The 24,335-nt window shown below is 59.0% G+C and carries 14 protein-coding genes and 1 tRNA gene; 7 read left to right on the top strand and 8 right to left on the bottom strand.

Annotation, left to right across the window (positions count from 1 at the left end; translation table 11 throughout):
- Positions 1-39: 39 nt before the first annotated feature.
- The 3 genes from ACDC66_RS03315 (at position 40) to ACDC66_RS03305 (ending at position 3,103) form a co-directional block, all read left to right on the top strand.
- Positions 40-807, top strand: coding sequence for a cobalamin-binding protein (locus ACDC66_RS03315; RefSeq protein ID WP_376695256.1), 768 nt, complete (start codon positions 40-42; stop codon positions 805-807).
- 410 nt (positions 808-1,217) lie between these two features.
- Positions 1,218-2,579: a 30S ribosomal protein S12 methylthiotransferase RimO gene (gene rimO, locus ACDC66_RS03310; RefSeq protein WP_376695255.1), complete on the top strand. Its 1,362-nt coding sequence runs from the start codon at positions 1,218-1,220 to the stop codon at positions 2,577-2,579.
- Positions 2,580-2,623: 44 nt separating this feature from the next.
- Complete coding sequence (locus ACDC66_RS03305; protein ID WP_376695254.1) at positions 2,624-3,103, top strand: hypothetical protein; 480 nt, start codon at positions 2,624-2,626, stop codon at positions 3,101-3,103.
- A gap of 49 nt (positions 3,104-3,152) precedes the next feature.
- Here the strand turns inward: ACDC66_RS03305 and ACDC66_RS03300 are convergent, their stop codons facing one another.
- The 5 genes from ACDC66_RS03300 to ACDC66_RS03280 all read right to left on the bottom strand — a co-directional run bounded on the left by ACDC66_RS03300 (position 3,153) and on the right by ACDC66_RS03280 (position 14,798).
- Positions 3,153-6,476 carry an amidohydrolase family protein gene (locus ACDC66_RS03300; protein WP_376695253.1) on the bottom strand — a complete coding sequence of 1,108 codons (3,324 nt, stop codon included), beginning with the start codon at positions 6,474-6,476 and terminating at the stop codon, positions 3,153-3,155.
- A gap of 125 nt (positions 6,477-6,601) precedes the next feature.
- Complete coding sequence (locus ACDC66_RS03295) at positions 6,602-7,531, bottom strand: 5'-nucleotidase (protein ID WP_376695252.1); 930 nt, start codon at positions 7,529-7,531, stop codon at positions 6,602-6,604.
- A gap of 211 nt (positions 7,532-7,742) precedes the next feature.
- Complete coding sequence (locus ACDC66_RS03290; RefSeq protein ID WP_376695251.1) at positions 7,743-8,501, bottom strand: NAD kinase; 759 nt, start codon at positions 8,499-8,501, stop codon at positions 7,743-7,745.
- A 102-nt stretch (positions 8,502-8,603) separates the two neighbouring features.
- Positions 8,604-13,550 (bottom strand): NAD-glutamate dehydrogenase, encoded by a 4,947-nt coding sequence (locus tag ACDC66_RS03285; RefSeq protein ID WP_376695250.1) that lies wholly within the window; start codon positions 13,548-13,550, stop codon positions 8,604-8,606.
- Positions 13,551-13,634: 84 nt separating this feature from the next.
- Complete coding sequence (locus ACDC66_RS03280) at positions 13,635-14,798, bottom strand: acyl-CoA dehydrogenase family protein (RefSeq protein WP_376695249.1); 1,164 nt, start codon at positions 14,796-14,798, stop codon at positions 13,635-13,637.
- Positions 14,799-15,202: 404 nt separating this feature from the next.
- On the opposite strand from ACDC66_RS03280, the gene ACDC66_RS03275 reads away from it, so the two are divergent.
- The 4 genes from ACDC66_RS03275 (at position 15,203) to ACDC66_RS03260 (ending at position 19,452) form a co-directional block, all read left to right on the top strand.
- Positions 15,203-15,289, top strand: a tRNA-Leu gene (locus ACDC66_RS03275).
- Between the two features lie 1,001 nt (positions 15,290-16,290).
- Positions 16,291-17,205, top strand: coding sequence for a glycosyltransferase family 2 protein (locus ACDC66_RS03270; RefSeq protein ID WP_376695248.1), 915 nt, complete (start codon positions 16,291-16,293; stop codon positions 17,203-17,205).
- A gap of 240 nt (positions 17,206-17,445) precedes the next feature.
- On the top strand, positions 17,446-18,420 hold the full coding sequence (locus tag ACDC66_RS03265) for an IS30 family transposase (protein WP_376695247.1): 975 nt from the start codon (positions 17,446-17,448) through the stop codon (positions 18,418-18,420).
- Positions 18,421-18,474: 54 nt separating this feature from the next.
- Positions 18,475-19,452, top strand: a complete 978-nt coding sequence (locus tag ACDC66_RS03260) for a hypothetical protein (protein ID WP_376695246.1) — start codon at positions 18,475-18,477, stop codon at positions 19,450-19,452.
- A gap of 470 nt (positions 19,453-19,922) precedes the next feature.
- On the opposite strand, the gene ACDC66_RS03255 is transcribed toward ACDC66_RS03260, so the two are convergent.
- From ACDC66_RS03255 to ACDC66_RS03245, 3 genes are all read right to left on the bottom strand, one after another.
- Positions 19,923-21,587 carry a sulfotransferase family protein gene (locus ACDC66_RS03255; protein ID WP_376695245.1) on the bottom strand — a complete coding sequence of 555 codons (1,665 nt, stop codon included), beginning with the start codon at positions 21,585-21,587 and terminating at the stop codon, positions 19,923-19,925.
- The gene (locus ACDC66_RS03250) at positions 21,584-22,642 is read right to left on the bottom strand and encodes a hypothetical protein (RefSeq protein WP_376695244.1); all 1,059 of its coding nucleotides are present in this window, start codon (positions 22,640-22,642) and stop codon (positions 21,584-21,586) included. Before ACDC66_RS03250 ends, ACDC66_RS03255 begins: the two co-directional genes overlap by 4 nt.
- A gap of 113 nt (positions 22,643-22,755) precedes the next feature.
- Positions 22,756-24,279: a hypothetical protein gene (locus tag ACDC66_RS03245; RefSeq protein ID WP_376695243.1), complete on the bottom strand. Its 1,524-nt coding sequence runs from the start codon at positions 24,277-24,279 to the stop codon at positions 22,756-22,758.
- Positions 24,280-24,335 lie beyond the last annotated feature (56 nt).

Here is a 24,335-nt window from a genome sequence, read left to right as displayed (position 1 = left end):
ATGCTTCACACTTAACACTGAACACTTCACACTATCCACATGAAGATAGTCAGCCATACTTGTTCGAATACCGAGATCGTCTGCGCCCTGGGCCGGGCCGACTGGCTCGTCGGCGTCGACGACCATTCCGATTACCCGCCCGAGGTGGTCGAGCGCCTGCCGCGGATCGGGCCGGACCTCGGTGTGGATGTCGAAAAGATTCTCGCCCTCGAGCCGGACCTGGTGATCACTTCCCTGACGGTGCCGGGCCACGAGCATTGCCTCGAGCGAATGGAGAAAGCCGGGCTGCCGTTATTGGTGACTCGCCCCCACAGCCTGGCGGATGTAGTCGCCGACATCCGGCGTATCGGCGAGGCCATCGATGCCCGACACCGGGCCGAAGAACTGGCAGCCCAATTCGAGGCTGCACTGGCTTCCGATCCACCGGCGCACGACCCGATTCCGATCCTGGTCGAGTGGTGGCCCAAGCCCGTGATCGTCCCCGGCAAGCACTCCTGGGTGAACGAGATGCTGGCGCTCGCCGGCGGCATCAATCCCTGGCACGACCGCGACGCCGAAAGCCTGGAAGTCGATACCGACATGGCCCGCGCCGCATCGCCCGAAGCCGTGGTGATGAGCTGGTGCGGCGTCGACGAGGCCAAGTACCGGCCACATGTCGTGCGCCGTCGCGAGGGCTGGTCGGACATCCCTGCGATCGCGAACGAGCGAATCTTTCCCATCAGCGAGGCGTGGTTGGGAAGGCCGGGACCGAGGCTCATAGACGGAATCAAGAAGCTGAGGGAACTCGTTGAACGTGTTACGTTTTAAGCACTTACTCGATTGGTCGTCCCGGACACCGATCCGGGACCTCGCAGGTTTCGGACGGCAATGAGCCAGGGCCGTGCAGCGTCCGGAGGTGCGAGGTCCCGGCTCTTCGGCCGGGACGACAGCAATGGTGGCGTGGCCTGAATCGTGAACACTCCAACCCTTTCAGCACCGGGTGGTGTCGTGCAAAATGCCCCGGACCAGGCTCGGCGGAAGGCTCCAGTCCAACCGCACTAGCCGCTTGCACCGGGCGTCCTGAGCCAAAGCGATCCCCGCGGCACTCCCGAAATGCCAACGGCACCAGAAAGCCCCATAGCCAGACGCGCCAATAGCAGCGTCAGCCTGGGGAGGGGTATTTTTCACGGCGCCTCCCGGTGCCGACACCACACGCAAGCAGAGTAGAATACGCCCCCATGACCCAACCCCATTCCAACAAGCGGCCGTCGGTCGGCCTGGTCTCGCTGGGCTGCCCCAAGGCCCTGGTCGACTCCGAGGATATCGTCTCGCGCCTGAAGAGCGAGGGCTACGATATCGCGCCGTCGCACGAGGACGCCGACCTGGTCGTGGTCAACACCTGCGGCTTCATCGACTCGGCCAAGGTCGAATCGCTCGAGAGCATCGGCGAGGCGCTCAATGCCAACGGCAAGGTGCTCGTCACCGGCTGCATGGGCGCAAAGCCCGAAGACATCACGCGCATCCATCCGAAGGTGCTCGGCGTGACCGGCCCGCACCAGGCCGAGGCGGTCGTGCGATCGGTCAATCAGAACCTGCCCCGGCCGCACGACCCGCGCTTCGATCTGGTGCCGCCAGGCGGGCTTAAATTGACGCCGCAGCATTATGCATACCTAAAGATTTCAGAGGGTTGCAACCACAAGTGCAGATTCTGCATTATCCCGTCGATGCGCGGCCGCCTGGTCAGCCGGCCGCTCGGCATGGTCATGCGCGAGGCCGAACAACTGGCCGAGCGCGGCGTGCAGGAACTGCTGGTGATCAGTCAGGACACGAGCGCCTACGGCGTCGATCTCAAATACCAGACCGACTACTGGCGCGGCCGCGAATACCAGACCCGCCTGTACGACCTGTGCGATGCCCTGGGCGAGCTGGGTATCTGGGTGAGGCTGCATTACGTCTACCCCTACCCGCACGTCGACAACATCATCGAACTGATGAACGCCGGGCGCATCCTGCCCTACCTGGATATTCCGTTTCAGCATGCCAGCCGCTCGGTCCTCAAGGCAATGCGTCGTCCGGCCGCGGCCGAGAATACGCTCGAGCGCATCCACAAATGGCGCGAGCAGTGCCCCGAGCTGGTCATCCGCTCGACCTTCATCGTCGGCTTTCCGGGCGAGACCGAAGAAGACTTCCAGCAGTTGCTCGACTGGCTCGACGAGGCGCAGCTCGACCGGGTCGGTTGCTTCAAGTACTCACCGGTTGAAGGCGCGGCCGCCAACGAACTACCCGATCCAGTTCCCGACGAAGTCGCCGAAGAACGCTGGCACCGGTTCATGCAACATCAGTCCGCCATCAGCGCCCGCCGCCTGCAGCGGCGTGTGGGTGGCATCGAGCCGGTCCTGGTGGACTCGGTCGAGGGCAGCACCGCCATCGCACGGAGTTACGGCGACGCCCCGGAAATCGACGGCCAGGTGATCGTCTCCGGCGCGGCCGATCCGCGGCCCGGTGACGCCCTGATGGTGCGCATCACCCGCGCCGACGAATACGACCTGCAGGCCGAGGCCGTCGATGAGTCGGAACTGCAGCGCTCCGAAGCCATCTAAGCAATCTGAACACTTTCCCGATTCACCAACTCATGGAGAACACAGTGAAGAAAACCATCTGCATTCTGAGCGTCGCCTTTCTGGCAATCGGCTGCGGCTCCGACGAACAGCCGCCGACCGAGGAAACCACGCAGGCTGCCCAGGAAGAAACGGCGGATAACGAGCGGGAAATCGTTCGCCGAAGCGAAAGGCAGGAAGAACCGGAGTCGCCCTCGCGCCGCGAAGAGGACCCCGAAAAGCGTATTCCCCGCGTGCAAGGCGAGACCGAAGAAGAAGGCTACGGCCTGACGATGGTCGTCGACGGCTCCACCCCGGAGGCGTTCCAGGAAAGCCTGGAACTGATCGCCATGGATACTTCGAAAGATCAGTACCGTCGACTCGACTCAGCCCTGCGCTTCCTGGGCACCTACGACACGGCAGCCTGGAAGGGCCTTCCGAACCTGTACCAGACGCTCGACGGCATGACCGGCGAGGAAATCATCGAACGCGCACAGAAAAAGCGCGAAGAACGCTCGGGTAACTAGCCCAAACCGATTCGACCCCGCCGGGACTCCCCGGCGGGGTCTCTGCCCATCAATGATGGTGCCAGCCGTGCTTCTCCCCCAGACTCTCGATGTACTCCATCGTCTCCGGCACCCAGGCGTCACCGCCCTCCCGCTCGAAGAACAACTCATCCCGCTCGACCTGCTCGGGCGCGACCTGGTTCATGGTCGCGGCATCGTAGAGCCGGCCGTTGAGCATCGTGTAGGCCACGTTCTGGCTCTGGTGGATATCGGAGAGCACATCGCCGTCGATGACGATCAGGTCGGCCAGCTTGCCGGCCTCGATCGAGCCGACGTCCTCACCCATCCCGAAGTACTCGGCCCCGTCGATGGTCGCGCCGCGGAGCGCTTCCCAGGGTGAAAACCCGCCCTGCACCATCGACCACATTTCCCAGTGCGCGCCCAGGCCGGCGAGCTGGCCGTGGGCGCCGATGACCACCGGCACACCCAGCTCATTCATGGCCTTGGCCTGCTCGGCCACGAAGATGTGGTTGTAGTGCTCGTCGGGCGCTTTCTGGCGGCGGATCGAGCGCGGGTAGACGATGAACTTCGGCACGAAATTCAGCAGTCGCTCGTTTTTCCACACGTCGAAGCGATCGTAGAAATACTCCTCGCCCATCAGGCCGCCGTAGGCCACGACGAAGGTCGGTGAATAGACCACCTCGGTCTGACGCCACAACTGTCGGATATCGTCGTAGGCGGTCTTGACCGACAGGCTGTGTTCCAGCCCGGTATGGCCGTCGATGATGTGATTGAGGTTCTGCTCCAGGCGCATGCCGCCTTCGGGCACCACCATCACGTCGAGATTGCGCCCGGCCTCGAGCACCTGCTGGCGCTGGTCGCGCCGCAGGTAGTTGTAGCTCTTGACCGAAATCGCACCCAGCTCCTTCTGGCGGCGGACATGGAATTCGGCATCCTCGTAGCCGTCCACCTTCGCCGTCGCTCCAGGGGAAATCGCGCCGTAGAGAATTCGTCCGGTGGACCAGATGCGCGGCGCCAGCACCTCGCCGGCACGCTGCAGCTCGGCCATCGAGAAGATGGCGGCGTTGTCGTTGGACGGGTCGTGGATGCTGGTCACGCCGAAGGCCAGGTTGGCCATCTGGGCCCAGTTCTGCTGCGGCGTGATCTGGCGCGAACTCATCGGGCCGTGGGCATGGGCGTCGAACAGGCCCGGCACGATGGTCTTGCCGGACACATCGACGGTTTCGTAGCCCGACGGAATCTCGATGTCCTCGCGCGGGCCGACCGCCTCGATGCGATGGCCGTCGACCAGCACCACGCCGTCGAGGATGATTTCCTGTTCTTCCTGCGCATTACGCATGGTCACGACGCGGCCGCCGACCAGGGCGATTCGCCCGTCATGGCGATCGGATTCGACCTCGAAGCCCAGGTCCATCCCCTCGGTTTCGGGCTCGGGCAGCTCCTCGGGCGCGCCTTCCAGGAAAGCGAAGGCGTCGGTCAACTCGCGCCGGTAGAGCGTCGCCCCGTGCGACCAGCCGATGGCCGAGCTGTCGTCGTCGAAATGCAGGTGATCGCCGGCCCGTGCTGAAACCTGGCGAACGGGGAAGGCCTTGGCATTGCCGCCCAGCGTGAGCTTGCCGCCGGCCGGGAAGAACGGCGCGACGTAGGCGTTGTAGTGCTCGGTGAAGGCAACCCAGCGCCCGTCGGGCGAGACTCGGTACTCCGTCACCCATTCGCCCTGCAGGTGCTCGCGCAGGTCGTTGCCTTCCAGGTTGACGCTGTTGAGCGCCAGGCCGTCGCCGCCATTTTCCGAGAACAGGATGCGCTCGCCGTCAGCGGAGAACTGTGGATTGCTGCCGCCGTCATGAACCCGCTGCATGCCGTCGCCGTCGACCCCGGCCACGTACAGACCGGTCCGCTCGGACCAGGCCGGCGAAGTCAGGTAGCCACCGGTGGTGCGTGTGAACACCACCCGCTCGCCGTCGGCCGAAAAGGAAGGCTCGATATAGTGGCCGGGCTCATCGGTGATCGTGCGGCCGCGGCCGCGACCGACCGGGGAAACGCGAACCGAGCCCAGCTCTTCATCGTGCCAGGTGGTGTAGACCACCGAACGGCCGTCGGGTGAGAACCGCGGGTAGAACTCCCAGTGCTCGTCCTGGTCGGTCAGGCGGCGCCGGCTGTCGCTTTCTAGGTCGTGCAGCCACAAGTACCCCATGGCCTGGGAAATGGCATAACGCCCGTCCGGGCTGCGCTGCGTCCAGCGCGCCATGCGCACCGGGAAGGTATCGGGCGAGACCTCGACCTGGCGTTTCAGCGCCGGATGGATCTTCTTCTCTGCGGTAACGCGAACCTCGATCGGCTCATGCGAACCGTCGGTGCCGATGCGATGGAACTTGCCGCCGGTCCAGACCACGAGCGACTCGCCGTCCGGCGTCCAGGAAAAGCCGGGGAAGTTGCCCATGTCGCCCGAGGTTTCCTGCTTGTCGCGCTCGAGCTCGGCAAACAGCGTGCGCTCGATGCCCGACTCGAGATCCTTGACCATCAACCGGGAAGCCAGTTCGGTGGGATTGCGGCGCACGAAGGCAAGCTTCTTGCCGTCGGGCGAGAGCACCGGTCGGATGGCGCCGCCGGGGCCGGAGACGACGGTTTCGGTCTCGCCGGTTTCGCGATCGAGACGGCGGATGGCGAAGATGCCCTTGTTGGCGTCCTTGTTGTATTCCCAGACCGAGCCCGACGTCATGTCCTGGCTGAAGTAGACGTAGCGGCCGTCGGGCGAGAAGTGCGGCTCGGCGATGTTCTTCTGCGACTGTTCGCCGTGCAGGCGGTCGACCAGGGTCACACCGCTACCGCCGCCGCGGTGGTACATCCAGATCGAGCCGGCCGGAATCGAACGGCTTGAGACATAGCCCTTGCGCGCGGCGATGTAGTCGCCATCCGGCGACCAGGCCGGATTGTGCAGCAGGTGATCGCTTTCGTCGGTGACCTGCGTCAGGTTGGCGCCGTCGGCATCCATGATCCAGACGTTTTCGGCACCGTCGCGGTCGGAGACGAAGGCGATCTTCGAGCCATCAGGGCTGTAGCGGGGCTGGAAATTCCAGGCCAGGTCGCCGGTCAGCGCCGTCGCCTCACCGCCGCCGATGGGCGCGGTGTAGATATCGCCGAGCATGTGGAAAACCAGCGTCTCGCCGTCGGGATGGACGTCGACATCCGACCAGGTCACCTCGTCGGTATCGATGGAGATCGTCTCCCAGTCCCCCGGCGGCTCGGTCACCGACCAGTCGGCATACGGATTCTCGTCGGCGCCATCGGCGTCATCGCCCTCCCAGTCCTCCTGGGCTGCAAGCGGCATTGTCAGAACGAGCAGGAACAGCGTCAGTAGCAACCTATACAGCATTATTAAACTCTCAGGTAGTAGATGTGTTGAATTAAAACCTTTCTAAACGCAAAGACGCCAAGACGCAAAGTTAATAAGGAGTTTTTGAATTCTTTGCGTCTTCGCGTCTTTGCGTTTCAAGATTTTCAGCTTTTTGTCTCGTTGGCGACGCCGTGGGGGACGTGGCCAGTGGCGATTTCACGGCTGGCAGGGCCGGTGTGGAGGGTCTGGTCGTCGAAGAAGATATCGGCGCCGAAGGAGCGCAGGTACGGCGTCTTTTCGCGTCCGCCGAGGAACATCGCCTCGTCGATGCGGATGCCCCAGGCGCGAAGCGTGAGAATGACGCGCTTGTGCGCCGGCGCCGAGCGTGCCGTGATCAGCGCCGTTCGGATCGGATTGTCTTCCATCGGATAGGCCGCCTGGATGCGCTGGATGCCTTCGAGCACCGGCTTGAACGGGCCGGCCGAGAGCGGGCTGGCCGCCTGCGTGCGCTCGCTGGTGGAAAACGCCTCCAGGCCCTGTTCCTTGTAGATGCGCTCGGCCTCGTCGGAGAAGATCACCGCATCGCCGTCGAAGGCCAGCTTGAGCTGCTCGGAGCGGTTTTCTCGAATGGCCGTCGGCAGGATGGTCGCGGCCGCGTAGCCGGCCATCAGCACGCGCCGGACATCGTCCTCGTTGGCCGAGAGAAACAGCTGCGCGCCCGAAGGCTCGATGTAATCGGCCGGGCTGGCGCCGTTGGTGAACACCGCGCGCTCGATGTTGAGGCCGTAGTGCTCGATGGAATTGAAGATGCGAAGCCCGGTATCGGCGCTGTTGCGCGACATCAGCACGATCTCGACACCGGGATGATCCATGCCGTCGTCGTTGAGCCGCAGCAGCTTCTCGGCCAGGTGAAAAGCCACGCCCTTGCCGATGATCTCGTCCTCACGCTCACGCTGGTACTCCATGTAGCGCTCGAGACCTTCCTTCTCGAACACCCGGTGCGATTCATCCAGGTCAAACAGGGCGCGCGAGGAGATGCCGATGATCAGGGGGCCAGGCTGGACTTCCGAAGTCTTTGTCTTGGTTTCGGGCATGGAGCGATTATAACGGCAGCGTTCGCTGGTTGGCTCGTTAGCTGGTTAGCTGGTTGGCTGGTTCGGCGCGGATAGGTCTGCGGGGCGGCTTCGCCGCGGGATGAGTGGCGGATGCTCGTCGGCTGGCTTTACGCTCTCGCGGCCTTGCCGCCCCGCAATGCTGTCGTTTGCCGAACCAGCAAACCAGCTAACAAGCAAACCAGCCAACGTTTCACTGGAAGAACTGTTCAGACAAAATCCGCTCTTCCAACGAATGCTCGGGGTCGAACAGCAGCCGATGAGTCACATGGCGCTGCTGTTTGACGTCGACGCTGACCACGTTGCGGAACTCGTCGTAGTCGGCGGTGGCGCTGACCGGGCGTCTTTCGGGGTGCACGATTTCGAAACGAACCTCGGCGGAGGCCGGCAGGATGGCGCCCTGCCAGCGGCGCGGGCGGAAGGGCGAGATGGGTGTGAGCACCACCGCCTCGGTGCCCAGCGGAAGGATGGGGCCGTGCGCCGAGAGGTTGTAGGCGGTGGAACCGGCAGCCGTGGCCAGAAGAACGCCGTCGGCGACCAGTTGCTCGACGCGTTCACGGCCGTTGACCAGGATGCGGATATGCGCCGCCTGGTTGGTCTGTCGCAGCAGTGCGACCTCGTTGATGGCCACCGCCCGATGCTCGGCGCCGTCCTCGTCGGTGGCCAGCATCTGCAGCGGATTGAGCACCACCTCGCGGGCGGCGGCGATGCGCTCGGGCAAGTCGTCTTCGGCAAAGCGGTTCATCAGGAAACCGACCTCGCCCAGGCGCATGCCGAACACCGGCAGGTTGCGATCGACGTGCTCATGCAGGGTATGCAGCATGAACCCGTCCCCGCCGAGCACCACCAGCACCTCGGCGTCGTCGAGCTCGACCTCGCCATAACGCTCGCGCAGCGCCCGCGCGGCGTCCTGGGAGCCGGGGTGAGCGCTGGCGAGGATGGAGAACTTCATGTTGGCTTGTTCGCTTGTTCGCTTGTTGGCTTGTTCGCTAATACCAGTCTATCTCATTGGTCTTAACGAGCGAACCAGCCAACAAGCAAACCAGCCAACCGATCATTCAGACGTTGCGTGTAGCAGCTGACCGAGCCCGTTGACCGCCACCTGCAGCACGGCGTAGTCGCGCGTGCCGGTCGTGCGCATTTCCTCGAGCATCAGGCTGATGCGCTCGACCGCCTCGCTGTGGCGTTCCATCCAGGCCTTGACCGGCTCGGGACTATCGCCGGCCTCGGCGAGAATGCGCCGGGTCAATTCGCGGTGGCAGCGGTAAAGATCGTCGCGCAGGTGGCCGCGTGCGTGGGCGTGCCACTGGCGCTCGACCGACAGTTCCTCGATCTGGGCCCGCAGCCATTTCAGGCACAAGTGATCGAACAGGCGGAAGTAGACCTTCGCGACCTCCTCGACCTCGAGCTCCTGCATGCGCGCCTCGTCGACGATATCCAGCGCGGAGAAGACATAGCGCAGGCCGGCGACCTCGCGCGCGACATCCTCCGGGAAACCGGCCTCGACCAGCTCGTCCCGGCGTGAATCCAGCGCTTCCCGGAGGTCGCCGTGGAGCATGTCGGGCAGCGCGTGACGATAGCGCTCGATGCCCGGCGCGAAGCGCTCGACCTTGCTGGAGATATCGATGGCATAGCCGCCGGGCAATGTAATCAGCCGGCGAGTGACCTGGCGGAGCAGGTTCCACATCTCCAGCTGCGCTTCGAGCTGGACCGGCGCCGGCACCTGGTTGTCCAGCGACTCGATCTTCTGCCACAGATCCCGCGCCGAAAAGATTTCACGCGCGACCGTATAGGCCTTGGCCACCATGGCGGAACTGGCGCCGGTATCCTCGCGGATGCGCATCACGAACGGCGCGCCCATGCGGTTGACGATGCTGTTGGTCACGCGCGTGGCGATGATCTCGCGCCACAGGCGATGTTCCGGCATCAGATCACTGAAGCGCTCTTGCAACAGCGTCGGGAAATAGTCCTTCAACTCGGCCGAGAGATAAGGGTCCTCGGGCACATCGGAGGCGACCAGGTCTTGGTAGAGCGTGATCTTGCTGTAGGACAGCAGCAGGGAAAGCTCCGGCCGGGTCAGGCCCTGGCCGCGCGCGACGCGCTCACGCAGCTCCTCGTCGTCGGGCAACTGCTCGAGATCACGGTCGAGGACGCCCTGGTGCTCGAGCACGGCGATGAAATGCGCCTCGGCGCCGAGCCGATCGCTGGTGATCGACTCCATCATGCTCAGCGCCTGGTTCTGCAGGTAGTTCGAACGCAGCACCAGGTCGCTGACTTCGTCGCTCATCTCCGCCAGCACGTCGTTACGCTCGTCGAGCGTAATCATGTCGCGCTCGACCGCCTCGTTGAGCAGGATCTTGATGTTGACCTCGTGGTCGGAGCAATCCACACCGGCGGAGTTGTCGATGAAGTCGGTATTGATCCGCCCGCCGGCCATGGCGTATTCGATACGCCCGCGTTGCGTCAGGCCCAGGTTGCCGCCCTCGCCCACCACGCGCGCACCGATCTCGAGGCCGTTGATGCGCACCAGGTTGTTGGCCAGATCCCCCACTTCGGAGTGCGCTTCGGCATCGCCCTTGACGTAGGTGCCGATACCGCCGTTCCATAGCAAATCGGAAGGCGCCTGGAGCAGGGCCTTGATGATCTCGTGCGGCGCCAGGGACTCGTCTTCCACACCCAGCCACTCGCGCACTTCATCGGACAGCTTGATCGTCTTGGCCTGGCGCGAGAACACGCCGCCGCCCTTGGAGATCAGCTTCTCGTCGTAGTCCGCCCAGGTCGTCCCCGGGGTCTCGAACAGGCGCTTGCGCTCCTTGTAACTGGCCGCGGCATCCGGATCGGGGTCGAGGAAGATGTGCATGTGGTTGAACGCACCCTTCAGGCGGATGTGCTCGGACAGCAGCATGCCGTTACCGAACACGTCACCGCCCATGTCGCCGATGCCGACGACCGTGAAGTCCTCGCTCTGGGTGTCCAGTCCGAGTTCGCGGAAGTGACGCTTGACCGACTCCCAGGCACCCTTGGCGGTGATGCCCATCTTCTTGTGGTCGTAGCCGTTGGAGCCGCCGGAGGCAAAGGCGTCGCCCAGCCAGAAGCCGTGTTCGGCGGAAATCGCGTTGGCAATATCGGAGAACGTCGCCGTGCCCTTGTCGGCGGCCACCACCAGGTAGGGATCGTCGTCGTCGTGGCGTACGACTTCACGCGGCGGCACCAGCGCTTCGCCTTCGAGGTTGTCGGTGATGTCGAGCATGCCGTTAATGAAGCTTCGATAGCAGTAGACCACCTCGGCCATCATCGCCTCGCGGTCATCGCCCTCGGGCAATTGCTTGGCCACGAATCCGCCCTTGGCGCCAACCGGCACGATCATGGTGTTCTTGACGCTCTGCGCGCGCATCAGGCCCAGCACTTCGGTGCGGAAGTCCTCACGCCGGTCCGACCAGCGCAGGCCGCCGCGGGCAACCTGGCCACCGCGCAGGTGAACACCTTCCACCCGCGGCGAATACACCCAGATCTCGCGCCAGGGACGCGGCTGCGGCAACTCCGGAACGATCGCCGAATCCAGCTTGAAGCTGGCATATTCGTGCCACTCGCCACGCGCGTCGCGCTGGTAGACGTTGGTGCGAAGTATGGAGCGGATCATGTCGTAGAAAGCACGCAGGATGCGATCCTGGTCGGCGGAACTGACGCTGTCGACCGCACGCAGAATGGCTTTGCGCACGATCATGGCGCCGCGATCGGGCTCGTCGGCAGTGCGGGCTTTGCAAACATTGCCCAGGTACTCATCGAGCACCTCGTCGTCGTAAGCCGCCGCAAGCTCCTCGCAGGCCTGCTGCAGGCGCTTGCCGGCCGCAGCGCGCTGCTGTTTGCCGGCCGTCTCGCGCGCCGGATCGAATCGCAATTCGAAGTATTCAACCAGCAGCCGGGCCACCAGCGGCCAGGCGGCCAGGGTCTGCTCCATGTAGTTCTGAGAAAACGGCATGCCGGTCTGGAGCAGGTACTTGCAGCAGGCGCGAAGCAGATTCACCTGCCGCCAGTCCAGCCCCGCAACCATGATCAGGCGGTTGAATCCGTCGTTTTCGCAGCGCCGGCGCCAGATCTGCTCAAAAGCCTCCTGGAACTTGTCGCGCACGCGATCCAGCTGAACATCGCTGTCGTTGGGCGGGCGCATGTCGAAGTCCTGGATCCAGACCCGATGCCCGTCCGAGACGGTCAACTCGTAAGGCCGCTCGGAGACGATGCGCATGCCCAGGTTCTCGAGCATGGGCAGCACGTCGGACAAGGGCAGCGGCTTGCTGTGCTTGAAGATCTTGAAACGCAACAGGCCCGAGCCGCGGCGACGCGGCTTGTAGAGGCTCATGCGCATATCATCGAGATCGCGCAGCTGCGAGACCTTGACCACGTCGTAGCTGGCCACGTTGGGCGAGACATCGTCGGCGTAGGACACCGGAAAGGCCCGGCCGAAACGCCGCGCCAGCTCCAGGCCGTGATCTTCGCCGTGCTCGCGCACGAGGATCTCGGTCAACTCGTCTTCCCAGGACCGGATGGCCTGCTTGATCCGGCCCTCGATGGCCTCGATGTCGAAGTCGACCGCCGCTTCGCCCTTCGGCCGGACCACCAGGTGCACGCGCGCCAGCTTGGACTCGCCGACCTGCACGGCGAAGTCGAGTCGCTCGCCCTTGAGCGCGCGCTTGATGATGTTCTGGATCTTCTCGCGGTTTTCGGTGTTGAAACGGTCGCGCGGAATGAACACCAGGCAGGAGAAGAAACGGCCGAAGCGCTCGCGCCGGATGAACAGGCGGGTCTGGCTGCGCTCCTGCAGATCGAGAATGCCCATCGCCATCTCCAGCAGCTCCTCGCTGGAAGCCTGGAACAGCTCGTCGCGCGGCAGCGTCTCCAGAATATGCATGAGCGCCTTGCCGGCGTGGCTGCCGGCCTGCAGGCCCGACATCTCGACAACCTCGTCGACCTTGCGCCGGACCAGGGGGGTGTCCTGGCAGCGGCGGATATAGGCGCCGGAGGTGAACATGCCGATGATGCGCTTTTCCCCGGTGACGTGGCCGTCGTTGTCGAAGTACAGGACCGAGATGTAGTCCATGTAGCCACCGCGATGGACGCTGGAAGTGGCATTGGTCTTGGTGATGATGATCGGATCGTCCGCCGAAGGCCGGTCGCTGCCCCGCCCCAGGTCCTTGAGCGAACGCACCGGCGCTTCCCGGTGCTCGGGGTGCATGATGCCCAGCCCGCTGTCGGCCACGGCGCGAAGGACGCGGCCTTCGTCGCCGTCCTCGATCAGGTACTCGCGGTAACCGAGGAAGGTGAAGTGATCATTGGCCAGCCATTCGAAAAAGTCGTGCGCTTCCTGGCGGGCCTCTTCGGACAGGTGGGTATGGCTCTTCGGCAGTTCCGCGGCGATTTCACGCGAGCGCGCCAGCATCGGCTTCCAGTCAGCCACGGCGCGACGCACGTCGGCCAGGGCGCCGAGAATGCGGCGCTCGATCTTCGCCAGCATTTCCGGGTAGTTCTGGCGGTCGACCTGCAGGTGCATCATCGACTCGGCGTGGCCGGTATCCTTGTCGCCCTCACCCGCCAGCTTCATCATGTGGCCACCCTGGTCACGCACCACGCGCATGACCGGGTGAATGATCAGGTGGGCCGAAATGCCGAGATTGGACAAGGCCAGCACGACCGAGTCGACCAGGAACGGCATGTCGTCGTTGACGATCTCGATGACGGTATGGCTCGACTCCCAACCGTGCCGGTCTTCGTGGGGATTGAAGACGCGAAATCGAATCTCGTCGCCCACGCGCTGCCGGGCGAAGTCGAGGAAGCCGGTTGCCATGGCGGCCAGGTCGTCGGTCGACTGCTCTTCGAGTTCGTGGACCGGAACCCGCTGCAGGAAGCGCCGGACGAACCCGGGGCCCAACTCGCGACCCTCGCCCCGGGCCACGATCCCGGCAACCTGCTCCAGAATCTGCTCTTTCTTCTCGCTGTGCTGGGTCATCCCATCACATCCTGTTTTCTTGTCTACCCCGAATGACGCTGCCGGACGCCGTCAGGCGCACGCGCAGTAGTTTTCCACAGGCTCCTAGCGGAGGCCGGTTTCCATACGCGCAATCAGCATCCGCTGGATCTCGCTGGTGCCCTCGTAGATCTCGGTGATCTTGGCATCGCGGAAATAGCGCTCGACCGGCATTTCCTTGCTGTAGCCCATGCCGCCGTGGATCTGCACCGCCTGGTGGGTAATCCACATGGCCGCCTCCGAGGCAAACAGCTTGGCCATCGAGCCCTCCTGTGTAAAGCGCCCGCCGGTCTCCATCGCCTTCATCTTGGTCCAGGCCGCCTTGAGTGTCAGCAGGCGCGCGGCTTCCAGGCGCGTTTTCATGTCGGCCAGCTTCGACTGGATCATCTGGAACGTGCCGATTTCCCGGCCGAAGGCCTTGCGCTCCTGCGCGTATGCCACGCTCGCCTCGTGAGCGGCCTGGGCAATGCCCACCGCCTGCGCGGCAATGCCGATACGGCCGGCGTCGAGCACGCCCATGGCGATCTTGAAGCCCTGCCCTTCCTCGCCCAGGCGATACTCGACCGGGCACTTGTAGTCGTTGAGCTCGATTTCACAAGTAGCCGAAGCGCGGATGCCCAGCTTGGGTTCGAGCTTGCCGCGATGAAAGCCTTCCGTTTCCGCGTCGATGATGAACGCCGTCACGCCCTTGGCGCCGGCATCCGGATCGGTCATGGCAAACAGCACCAGGTAGCGCGCCACCGGCCCGGAGGTAATCCAGGACTTGCGCGCGTTGATCACGTAGTGGCTGCCGTCGTCGCTGAGCACCGCACGCGACTTCATGTTGACCGCGTCCGAACCCGACTGCGGCTCGGTCAGGGCGTAGGCGCCGATTTCCTCGCCCGAGGCGATGGCGCGCACGTACTGCTGCTTCTGCTCTTCGGTGCCGTGCTTGAGAATGCCGTTGCAAAAGAGCGAGTTGTTGACCGACATGATGGTGCCGTGGGCCGCGTCGGCGGCCGAGACCTCCATCATCGCCAGCGCGTAACCGATCGTGTCCAGCCCGGAGCCGCCGTACTCCTCCGGCACCTCGATGCCCATCAGGCCCAGCTCGCCCATGCGCTGGATCGTTTCGAGGGGAAACTCACCGGACGCGTCGAATTCGGGGGCAATCGGGGCAATCTCGTCACGCGCGAAATCGCGCGCAGCAGCCTGAATCATCTGCTGCTCGTCGGTCAGTGCAAAATCCATGACTATCGCTTTCCTGGCAAGTTGGGAACAGGCCGCAGATTATACGCCACCGGGCATCAAGAGCAGGCGGCAGGGCCGTGTTCGAGCCCCCCAATTCGAACCGCCGACGCCAGACCGTGCCATTGAAGAACTCCTTGAACCCCTCGACAGCCCCAAATCACCAATGAGAACTGCTTCACGAACGCCGAAAATCCCGCTTGACAGGGCTTTCGAGCGTCGTACAATCATAATCTCCGGACCGGGGTTCCCCCCTTCCCCATCCGGATCGTGGCCCGGGTTCCCCCCTTGCCCGGGCCACACCTATCACGGCGGCCGGAGTCCCCGCACTCCGGCCGCTTTCATTTTGGGGGAACAAAAATTTGGAAAACCGCGGCAGCTTGCACTATAATGCCGCGCTTCCACCTGCCCAGGTGGCGGAATTGGTAGACGCGCTAGCTTCAGGTGCTAGTATCCGAAAGGATGTGGGAGTTCGAGTCTCCCCCTGGGCACCACTATTTTTCCCTCTGCTTTCCGCCTGTTGCACCTGAAGCCCATCAATTAATCGCGGAGCGCGGGCGCTTTTGCGCGCCAGCGCAAAGAAGCACGCGCGGAGCACCGCAACCGCTAGTATCCGAAATGATGTGGGCCCTCTCGGAGCCCCTCAGGCGTCTACAGGCACAAATCTAGATAAACCCCGTCGGATCCGGATTTGATTCAAATCATGGAGCAAGTGCGGCTTCGCGCATAGCGCGAAAAAGCGCTTGCGAAGTTCCAACCCAGCTCGAGTCTCCCCCTGGGCACCATTTAATCCCCCCACTGCTCTCCGCCTCGTGCACCTGAAGCTGCATGAACAAACCGCGAAGCGCGCGCGTAGCTCTTTAACCGCTGGTGTCCGAAAGGATGTGGGCCCTCAACTACCCCATCTGCGCACAATACGAGCGCTCCCCGTTGAGAACCCACTCGATCCGGAAATGATTCAGATGGCGGAGCGAGTCTGGTTTTGCGCACAGCGCAAAGAAAGGCTCGCGTAGCACCAACCCAGTTCGAGTCTCCCCCTGGGGCATCATCTTAAATCCCCCACTTCCAGCAGCCTTGTGCACCTGAAGCGACTTGAACAGATCACGGAGCAGGGGCGATTCCGCGCTCGAGCGCAAAGAAGCGCGCGTATAGCTCCTTAGCCGCTCCTTCGTGTGCAGCACGAAGGAGCGTTGGTGAAACTCTTTAACCGCCAGTAACCGAACTTCTCAGTTCAAAAGCCCAAACAAACTGAAGTCTCTTTGGGCGCAATGCCTCAGAAACTCATATCGCTCCGCACGTTGCGAACACGAATAGTAACCGGCATAAAGGCACCCAACAATAGGATAGCCCCAGTGGCGCAGCCAAATCTCCACGCCTGTATAATGAGCGCAGCAACGTTATTGGTCAGTTAGTAACAAGAACTAACTAATGAAGCTATTAGATTACCTGTCACCCGCGATTAGCAGACATTTGATTAAGAGACTTAGGCGTTTTGATGTCAACAGATAAATCGGGTACCGAAATTCCGGAACTTTCCATCGTCGTAATATTCCATGAAATGGAGCGTGAGGCTAATCGTACGCTATTCTCGCTGAGCCGAAAGTTCCAGGAGTACGTCGAGGATGTTCCGTATGAAGTGATAGCGATAGACAATGGCTCGAAAAAACAGCTGGGAAAAGGGTTTGTTGAGCCGTTTGGTGGGGAATTCCGCTATGAGTACTTCGACACTTCCTCAGTTTCACCTGCGGCTGCGGTGAATAGAGGGATTCGACTTGCAAAAGGAACATATGTCGCGATTATAGTTGACGGTGCACGCATGGCCTCACCGGGTCTTGTTTCGCGAACGCTGATGTCGGCAAAGCAACTTTCAGAGCCTGCGGTATTTTCTCTAGCCTGGCACCTGGGCGATGAGGTTCAGAACTTGTCGATGCTTTCGGGCTATAACCAGTCGGTTGAGGATGAGCTGCTGGAGTCCGTTAACTGGAAACAAAATGGCCGAAAGCTCTTTGATATATCGGTTCTCGCCCAGTCGTCTGGACGTGGCTTTTTTGGAGGCGTACCCAGCGAATTCAGTTGGATCTGCGTAAGGAAGGCACTATTCGCCACTCTGGGAGGGTTCAACGAAGCATTTACTTCCAAAGGCGGTGGCATGGTGAACCACGATTTTCGCAATAGACTCATGATGACTCCCAGGATCCAACCCCTGATGCTACTCGGTGAAGGGGTTTTCCACCAGTTCCATGGCGGAGTCGCAACCAACGTTCCCAAGGAACGACATCCACTACGAGAATTTCGAATCGAGTATGAGCGGATTCATGGCAGGCCTTACGAAGCCGCGAGCACCCCGGAGCCCTTGTACTTTGGTTCTATGCCAAAGAGCGCCTTGCGGTTCATTTCGAATTCAAGATAACTTGACTTTAGCAAGAACAAAACGAAAGAGGCACCTAGGGCTGCTGTACCGGGTGATAGTGTGAGACTTTGTTAGAGACATTTAGGGCGTATCTCCGAAACAGCTCGCGACAATCAGACTACAAACAACTGCCCCTTTAGTCCTCAAACAAAGGTGTACGTGAATTCCCAGGATAACCGCGACACTTGAAGACCAGAACCGATGAGAGCCAGCGCCGGTAGAATCTAAAGCTCTCACACAATGGATTCAAGTGTTATGACAAACACTTACCGACAACTGACTCTCGATCAACGATACCAGATACAAAGCGACAAAGCAGCAGGATTCAGCGCCTCCGAGACGGCTAACCGGATCGGCTGTCACCGGAGCACGGTGTACCGAGAGCTAAGTCGATGCCCTGGCCCCTGTTACGGGGCGCGCAGAGCTCAGAAGGCCAGCGATCTCCGTCGGACGTGCGCCTACAAGCAAACCAAGTTCAACGACCAGCTCTGGGCCACGGTCACGAGATCTATTGAGCGACAGTTGAGCCCTGAGATGATCGCCTGCCGAATGCCGCTTGAAGGCATTTTCGACGGCGTTTCGACGGCCACGCTCTACCGCTGGCTACGATGGGACTACCAACAGGGCGGGACAGTGCATCAGCACCTTCAGCGAGCCTTCAAACCGTACAAACGCGCCTATGGCCTGGCGCGCTGGCGGAATCGCTACGAAGGTAATCGCTCGATTCACGACCGAGACGGATCAGCAAATACGCGCAGCTGCCTCGGAGACTGGGAGGGAGACACCATGTACGGCAAACAGGGGCATTTGGTCACTCTCGTTGATCGGCGCTCTCGGTATCTGCTAGCTCGGCGCATTCCCCTTCGGACCAAGGCGGCAACCACCAAAGCCGTGATCAGCATGCTGGCCAATCAACCTGGCAGGACTCTAACGCTCGACAACGGCGTCGAGTTCTCGGATCATCAGCGAATCGAGGCCAAGACATCAACGAAGATCTACTTCGCAGATCCCTATGCGTCATGGCAGCGAGGAAGCAATGAGAATACCAACGGCCGACTCCGCCGCTGGATTCCGCGATCAACGGACCTGAGTGCCTTTGGGCCCCAGAAGATTCGCCGGACCGTCGAGCGCATGAACAATCAGCCGAGAAAGTGCTTAGGATGGAAGACACCTTACGAGGTGCACCACAACGTGAGTGTCGCGGTTATTGTGTGAATTCACGGTATCATTCTCTTCAGTGCAACGCGCATTGTACTTGGGAGCCCTGCCATGACTATTATCGCACGTCACTTCTTATTAAGCTTACTCTTCCTCATTCTACTTCCGACAATTACTTGGGCCAGTGGAATGACTTATTTCCCGATTGAGCCCTGCACCGTCCTGCGAACTGCTTCATCGGGCGGTGAATTTAGCGCTGACGAGAGTCGTAGCTTTCTCATACGAGGCGACTCCACGGATCTTTCTCCACAGGGCGGAAGTTCAACCGGGCGTGGAGTGCCAGACGAGGCCGGAGCTATCATGGTTAACGTTGTGGCAAATGGTTCGACCGGTAATGGCGCCGTCAAGGCATGGCCCGAGGGCCAACCCGAACCATCCAAATTCATGAACACCTCAACAGATGATTCGGCTGACAACGGTAGCGTTGTTGTTAATCTGGGTGACCCAGCTCTGGCAAATGATTTTCAGGTCAAGACGTTTCGCACTGGCACACACCTGATGTTCATAGTTTCCGGCTATTTCCTCGAATCGTCAAACACTGTAAAGCTGGATGGGATCGATATCTCAATTCTAGGATTGAGGTATGCTGGTACGGAGGGCTCTTCTAATCATGGCCTAATTTCTAAAGAGGGTTATTTCGTAGGTTTGGTTAGCGGGGGATCCGTGCGAGGCAACATTATCTACCACCAATCGAGTGACTGTACCTGTATTGCAGCATACTGCGATGGCGAGGCCTTCGTCAGTGGCGGGCAGCCCGGATGGGTGATCCGTGCAACGGACAGATCAGACCCCTTCGGTGCCAATAGGATCTTCGCAATCCCTAAAACCGCAACCTATGTGACGGACTTCAGCGGGACAGCTTTGGGCACCGGCACTGGAAGTCGGCGAGTAACGGGTTCATGTCAATCAAACCAGTCACTAGCCGAAGGGCTTCCTGTGAAGATTAATAACCCGATCACGACCGGTATTGACACGGCAAGCACAGAGCCACTTGATCCGACGGAGCGGCACTTTATCACGTTTGATTAAGGGCGCCGCCTCCTACCAGAGAAGCGCATCAACCGAATTACTGCAGTTTTCGGGGCATTGAACGAGCGATTTTTTAAGCGCCCTAAAAAAGAATTACCGCAGTTTTATAGATCTGCAATGAAAGACGATAAACTGGATACCCCGGGAAACAGGGCCGCAAATGGCGGCAGCTGTTTTAGACGACCAAATGCCACCATCAGGCTCCCGGGGGCACTCCTGAACTGACATTTCCTTAACTACCGCGCAGCATTTTTAGATAAGCCAGGAAATAAACACTCAACAGGGCAATAGAAGACCGCGGAAACCGAGCAAAAGAATCATCTCACGTCGCTGAAGCCCGAAAGCACGAGGTTGACGTCGACTCACGCAGAAAGCCCTTACAGCATAATAAATAGATAGACTAATATTTGTATGCAACGGCCCATCTCCCAGGGCATAATCAATAAACATTTTTTCAAGACCAATGGGTATTAGTGCCTCAATGGATCGCGCGAATAATACCCAAACTCGGCAGCTGTCTCACGACAGTAGTCCCATACTTCTTTTGCCCGACGATCGTCAATATCGCAAGGTACCATCCGTTTCACATTAATTTTTGGCAATCCCTCTTCACCTGTACTTTGATTAATGTTCAGGAAATCGACAATCTCTTCCCTAGCCTTATAAGGATTTGAACAAAGATCCTCATACCTTACTTGCAAATACCTATTTGCTAACTTGGGTCGAAGTTCACGTACTTTTTCCATCTGAAATTTCCATGATGCGAGATTCCGTCGATAGTCGGAGTCGGTAGCGGGATCCTCCTGCCAGTCCAAATCAGAGTATGCGCGTAGTAACGTAGCGCGCCCAACCGGATTATTCATTCGAGACGTCATATGAGTTCTTCGAAAACTACTGCTCACCGGATGCCGCGTAAGATGTATAACACGAGCATTCGGGAAGGCCTCAATTAATGTTTCGAGGACTAGCATGCTCTCCGGCAACTTCCAGCCCCATCCGTTAGCATGTAACGATTTATAGACGCCTGCCTGTTCAAGAATATTCCTCGCGCGCTCCCGGAGCTCTTCTATCCAAAATGACTCTGGGTTCTTGTTCTTGGCATGCAATGATTTAATAGATAGCTCATAAATAAGATCCACCCATTCAATAGAATCTTTTGATCCGTTGAGCGAGTTACCTAAGAAAACGTCACAGCCAAGCAGCAAATCCGCAAGAAGACGAGTTCCACTTCCTCCCCGGCCGATAGCCAATACAGGTGCGGAAACTATAGAACTTGATATATGCCCTCTGGATGGCATAGGATAGCAATTTATCTCATACCCTAATTCATGCATCAGTTTACAACAGATTCCCCAGACCTCCCCCTGCTCTCGCTGTGTCAGTCGCCTTGACCAAGAGTTTAGAGTGTATGAATCAATGGGTCTCTTTCGCATCGTAAAGCCTGGACCTGCGCCCTGCAATTCATCTTCGTGACCATGATCAACAGCGAATGGATCTAACTCAACATGGTCAAGCAACTTGGTTTTCCAAGCTGTGGGCCCAGTAACCAGGTCTTCGTACCGTACCGTTAATGTGTCAAACGGCTTCTGGACATACTGACGATATAACCCCGTCTTGATTCTCCAAATTAGAGAACCCTTAATCGCCTCAGATGTGTTCTGATCCTCTAAAACCCGAATCTCTTCCCTGTAATTGTCCTGGTTGCATTCACTTTTTATTCTTTGTAGCTGATTTTCAACCATCGGAATATGGGTAAGACGGGCAAACGAAGCAACCACCGCGCGTGCATCTCGAATCGCAAAAACATACTTTATTGATGAAGTGAAATCCGGGTACCTATGCGCGAGAAATGTCGCATTAGGAACCTTTAGAATGACGTGAGTGACCTTATCCGGTAAAACGCCGTCTTCAACGCGGCCTGGCATTCTATACTTAGCATTTGCATGAACCAGGCATGAGTCGATAGCTCTTTCCAGACCAGCGCCTGCCGTGATGGACTTCACAATACGCATAACACCGTCATTCTCATCGATCAGAAAAGCATTCGGATGCGCTCCAAGGACCTCACCTAAAAGAGTAGTTCCGCTGCGCTGGCACCCAACAATCAATACAAAAGTCTTCGAGTCGTATTTCATGCGAATTTAACTATCTCTTGAGCCGCATAAGCGGCATTCAAATCGGAATTGGTCCTGGTTAGTTTGGAAAGCGAACTCTTATACATGGCCAGATTCCGCTCCAGTCCTAAAAGCTCCCGTTCGATAGAATCTGCGCTGTCAATATACATACCCAACCCCCGGTTTTTTACTGCGCTCCCGAGTATTCTATGATTCCTATGCCCAGGCCATATTCCGACTGGACATCGTGCCGTCAAGGACTGGTAAACGGATCCCGTCCCGCCGTGGGTCAGGCAGAATACGCTCCTTTCAAGGACACGTCTCGCAGGGAGCCGTTTGTAGCACAGAATTTCGGCGCTATAATTATCGGACCGCTGCCTTGTACCCAAGAGCACAGTTTTTTCAGCATTAAGCACTCGCGCGATGCCATTTAACAATTTGGGAGGCATAACTCCTCTTCCTGTCGATCCCGTGCTGACAAATAATAACCGCGTGTACCGTCTCAGTTCAGCCGGAATTGCTACGTTCAACTCCCAAGAGCAGATACCCGCTGGAAAGTAGTTCGTCGAAAGTTCTTTGTGCGAGATAAGCTCCATAGGATCCAGAAGAATTATCTTATCTCGGTCATATAAATCTCGCGCAGAGTCCAGCATTGGAAGACCTTTGCTTTCCCTTCGTTCATTGATTTCATCCGACCTGTTCCTGAAGACTTGATCTTGATAGGTTTCTGCATCGCCCAATCTCGTAAGAAAGTAGTTCGTCAGATAGACGGTAGGAATATCGAACGTGCTCAATGTCTCAAGCCATGGAATAGGCGAACAGTCGAGGCAAATCACGCTAGGCCCAAGTTTTCTAATCACCTTCTCGACGGCGGCTGAAAAGCCATCGCTATCCTGATGCTCAACTTCTATAAATTTGAAATCGGGAGGTAGAAGCTCTTTGATATATCCAAACTTGTCATTGCCAACAAAAGTAACTTCCACATGCCAGTTGGCCTTCAGGGCTTCTGCGATCAGACACGAGCGGCTGACGTGGCCAAGCGCAGGCCCAATTAGCCATAAAATAGAGCTAGACATCGGGTATTCATTGAGTGTGCATGGGGTTGCTTAGGCAGTCAAAGGTGGCGTTACTGAGTGCGTTGAGATGCGGTAAAAAGGGAGGGCCGACCGGCCCTCCCTTAGCGCTGCACCTAATCGATTTGCTTGGCCAGAGCTTCGAGATCTGATTTAAGGGACTTTATTTCCTGGTCCTGCTGCATGGTGTAAAGCGTGAGCTCTTCGACTTTTTCAAGCAGGCGCAGATTGAACTCGGTGAGATCAAGTCCTTTTTTTGCGACATCCTTAGCTGATGGCACGTTTGGCAAATGACGATGCTCTGAAATGAATTGCCGAACTTCCTCAAGGGGTCGCAAATTATAGTCAGGTGCGAACACATAGTCAGGGACGTCTAACGCTGTGCCGCTAGAGACAAAACTTCCTTGTATGCGCAAGTCGCCTGATGCATCTTCTAATAAAAATTCCTGCTGACCTGATCCGTCAACTGAAATTCGAAAGTCTCCGTTGTCGCTTACATCAACATCCCATACATGCCCGATATCATCATTGTCGAAGCGAACTCGGGGCAGTATCGAGCCACTACCAAATATGTGTAGCCTCTCTTTTGGACTTTGAGTTCCAAGCCCAACATCACCATCAGAGGCAATATAAATAGAGCTACTCGGCGCTCCCGGCTGAATCCGAAACGGAAGCGTACTTCCATTAGTCGCATCCCGGACAAAGAAGTTGGACTCATTACCGGCGATATCCCAGGTCTGGGCCTGGAAGCCGGAAGAGGAGTCCTGCTCCAGACGCAGGGTGGGTGAATCGCCGTCGACGACATGCGCTTCTACAACTGGCGTGCTGGTGCCCATACCGATCCGGCCACCATTATCGACGTAGAGTGAATTGCTTGGAGCGCCAGCCTCCACCGTAAAGAGCGGTCGGCCAGCTGTTGCGTCTTCGACGGAGAACTTGTTAGCGCCCCCATTAGCCTGATCATTTGCGACCAGACGCCAGTCATTGCCGGGAAAGCTGCCGCTGTTACTGGTGTCATTGAAATGAATGCGAAGGTTATTTTCTTTAAGGCGAATGGTATCAGAACCAAAGTTTTCACCATTGACACAGTCAAAGCCCACGCAAGCGCTACCGTCGACGATAAGGTCATCGACTATGACCTGGTCAAGCAGCTCTCCACCGCCCGTGGCAGCGGCCTGGGTCGAGCTTCCGCTGCTCTTTTCATAGCTTTGGGATCCAGTATCAGGCTCCTTCAAGTCCGGTGACACAAGCTGGCCATTGCTGATTGTAAAAACACCGCTATGGGTAGAAAATTTCGGCTTTTGAGCTCCGCTTGATTCCTCGCCACGCGTTCGCATTCCGGTCGCCCCGGAAGCCCTGACTTCGTAATTGTATGTGCCGTCATTCAGGGACTGCGGATCGAACTCAATAAGAGAACCGGCCGGGTAATGTTGACGCATCAGGAAATTGTCCGGTCCCTTGACGATCAGGTCTACTGATGTTTCGAAGGCCCGTTCGTCAGCAGGTTCAATCAGAAGGGTTTCCGGATAAATATGCGTCTGGAACGATGACGCTTCCGGCGTAGCACCCAAAACAGAAGCCGAGGCGATCAGCGCGCACGCCATGGCCGAGAGCAGTGTGTTTGTTTTATTCATTTTCATAGTGATCTCCCAATTTCCTTTGTAAGGGCCCGCTGCTTAAGGCAGTGGGTAAATCA

The organism is Wenzhouxiangella psychrophila (assembly GCF_042310375.1).
Taxonomy (GTDB): Bacteria; Pseudomonadota; Gammaproteobacteria; order Xanthomonadales; family Wenzhouxiangellaceae; genus Wenzhouxiangella.
The sequence above is the reverse complement of the archived record's forward strand: the minus strand, read 5'-3'. Positions and strand labels throughout refer to the sequence as shown.

Coding starts and splice junctions, on each gene's coding strand:
- ACDC66_RS03315 (WP_376695256.1), top strand. CDS start 40: ATGAAGATAGTCAGCCATACTTGTTCGAATACCGAGATCGTCTGCGCC.
- rimO (WP_376695255.1), top strand. CDS start 1,218: ATGACCCAACCCCATTCCAACAAGCGGCCGTCGGTCGGCCTGGTCTCG.
- ACDC66_RS03300 (WP_376695253.1), bottom strand. CDS start 6,476: ATGCTGTATAGGTTGCTACTGACGCTGTTCCTGCTCGTTCTGACAATG.
- ACDC66_RS03295 (WP_376695252.1), bottom strand. CDS start 7,531: ATGCCCGAAACCAAGACAAAGACTTCGGAAGTCCAGCCTGGCCCCCTG.
- ACDC66_RS03290 (WP_376695251.1), bottom strand. CDS start 8,501: ATGAAGTTCTCCATCCTCGCCAGCGCTCACCCCGGCTCCCAGGACGCC.
- ACDC66_RS03285 (WP_376695250.1), bottom strand. CDS start 13,550: ATGACCCAGCACAGCGAGAAGAAAGAGCAGATTCTGGAGCAGGTTGCC.
- ACDC66_RS03280 (WP_376695249.1), bottom strand. CDS start 14,798: ATGGATTTTGCACTGACCGACGAGCAGCAGATGATTCAGGCTGCTGCG.
- ACDC66_RS03270 (WP_376695248.1), top strand. CDS start 16,291: ATGTCAACAGATAAATCGGGTACCGAAATTCCGGAACTTTCCATCGTC.
- ACDC66_RS03265 (WP_376695247.1), top strand. CDS start 17,446: ATGGATTCAAGTGTTATGACAAACACTTACCGACAACTGACTCTCGAT.
- ACDC66_RS03260 (WP_376695246.1), top strand. CDS start 18,475: ATGACTATTATCGCACGTCACTTCTTATTAAGCTTACTCTTCCTCATT.
- ACDC66_RS03255 (WP_376695245.1), bottom strand. CDS start 21,587: ATGAAATACGACTCGAAGACTTTTGTATTGATTGTTGGGTGCCAGCGC.
- ACDC66_RS03250 (WP_376695244.1), bottom strand. CDS start 22,642: ATGTCTAGCTCTATTTTATGGCTAATTGGGCCTGCGCTTGGCCACGTC.
- ACDC66_RS03245 (WP_376695243.1), bottom strand. CDS start 24,279: ATGAAAATGAATAAAACAAACACACTGCTCTCGGCCATGGCGTGCGCG.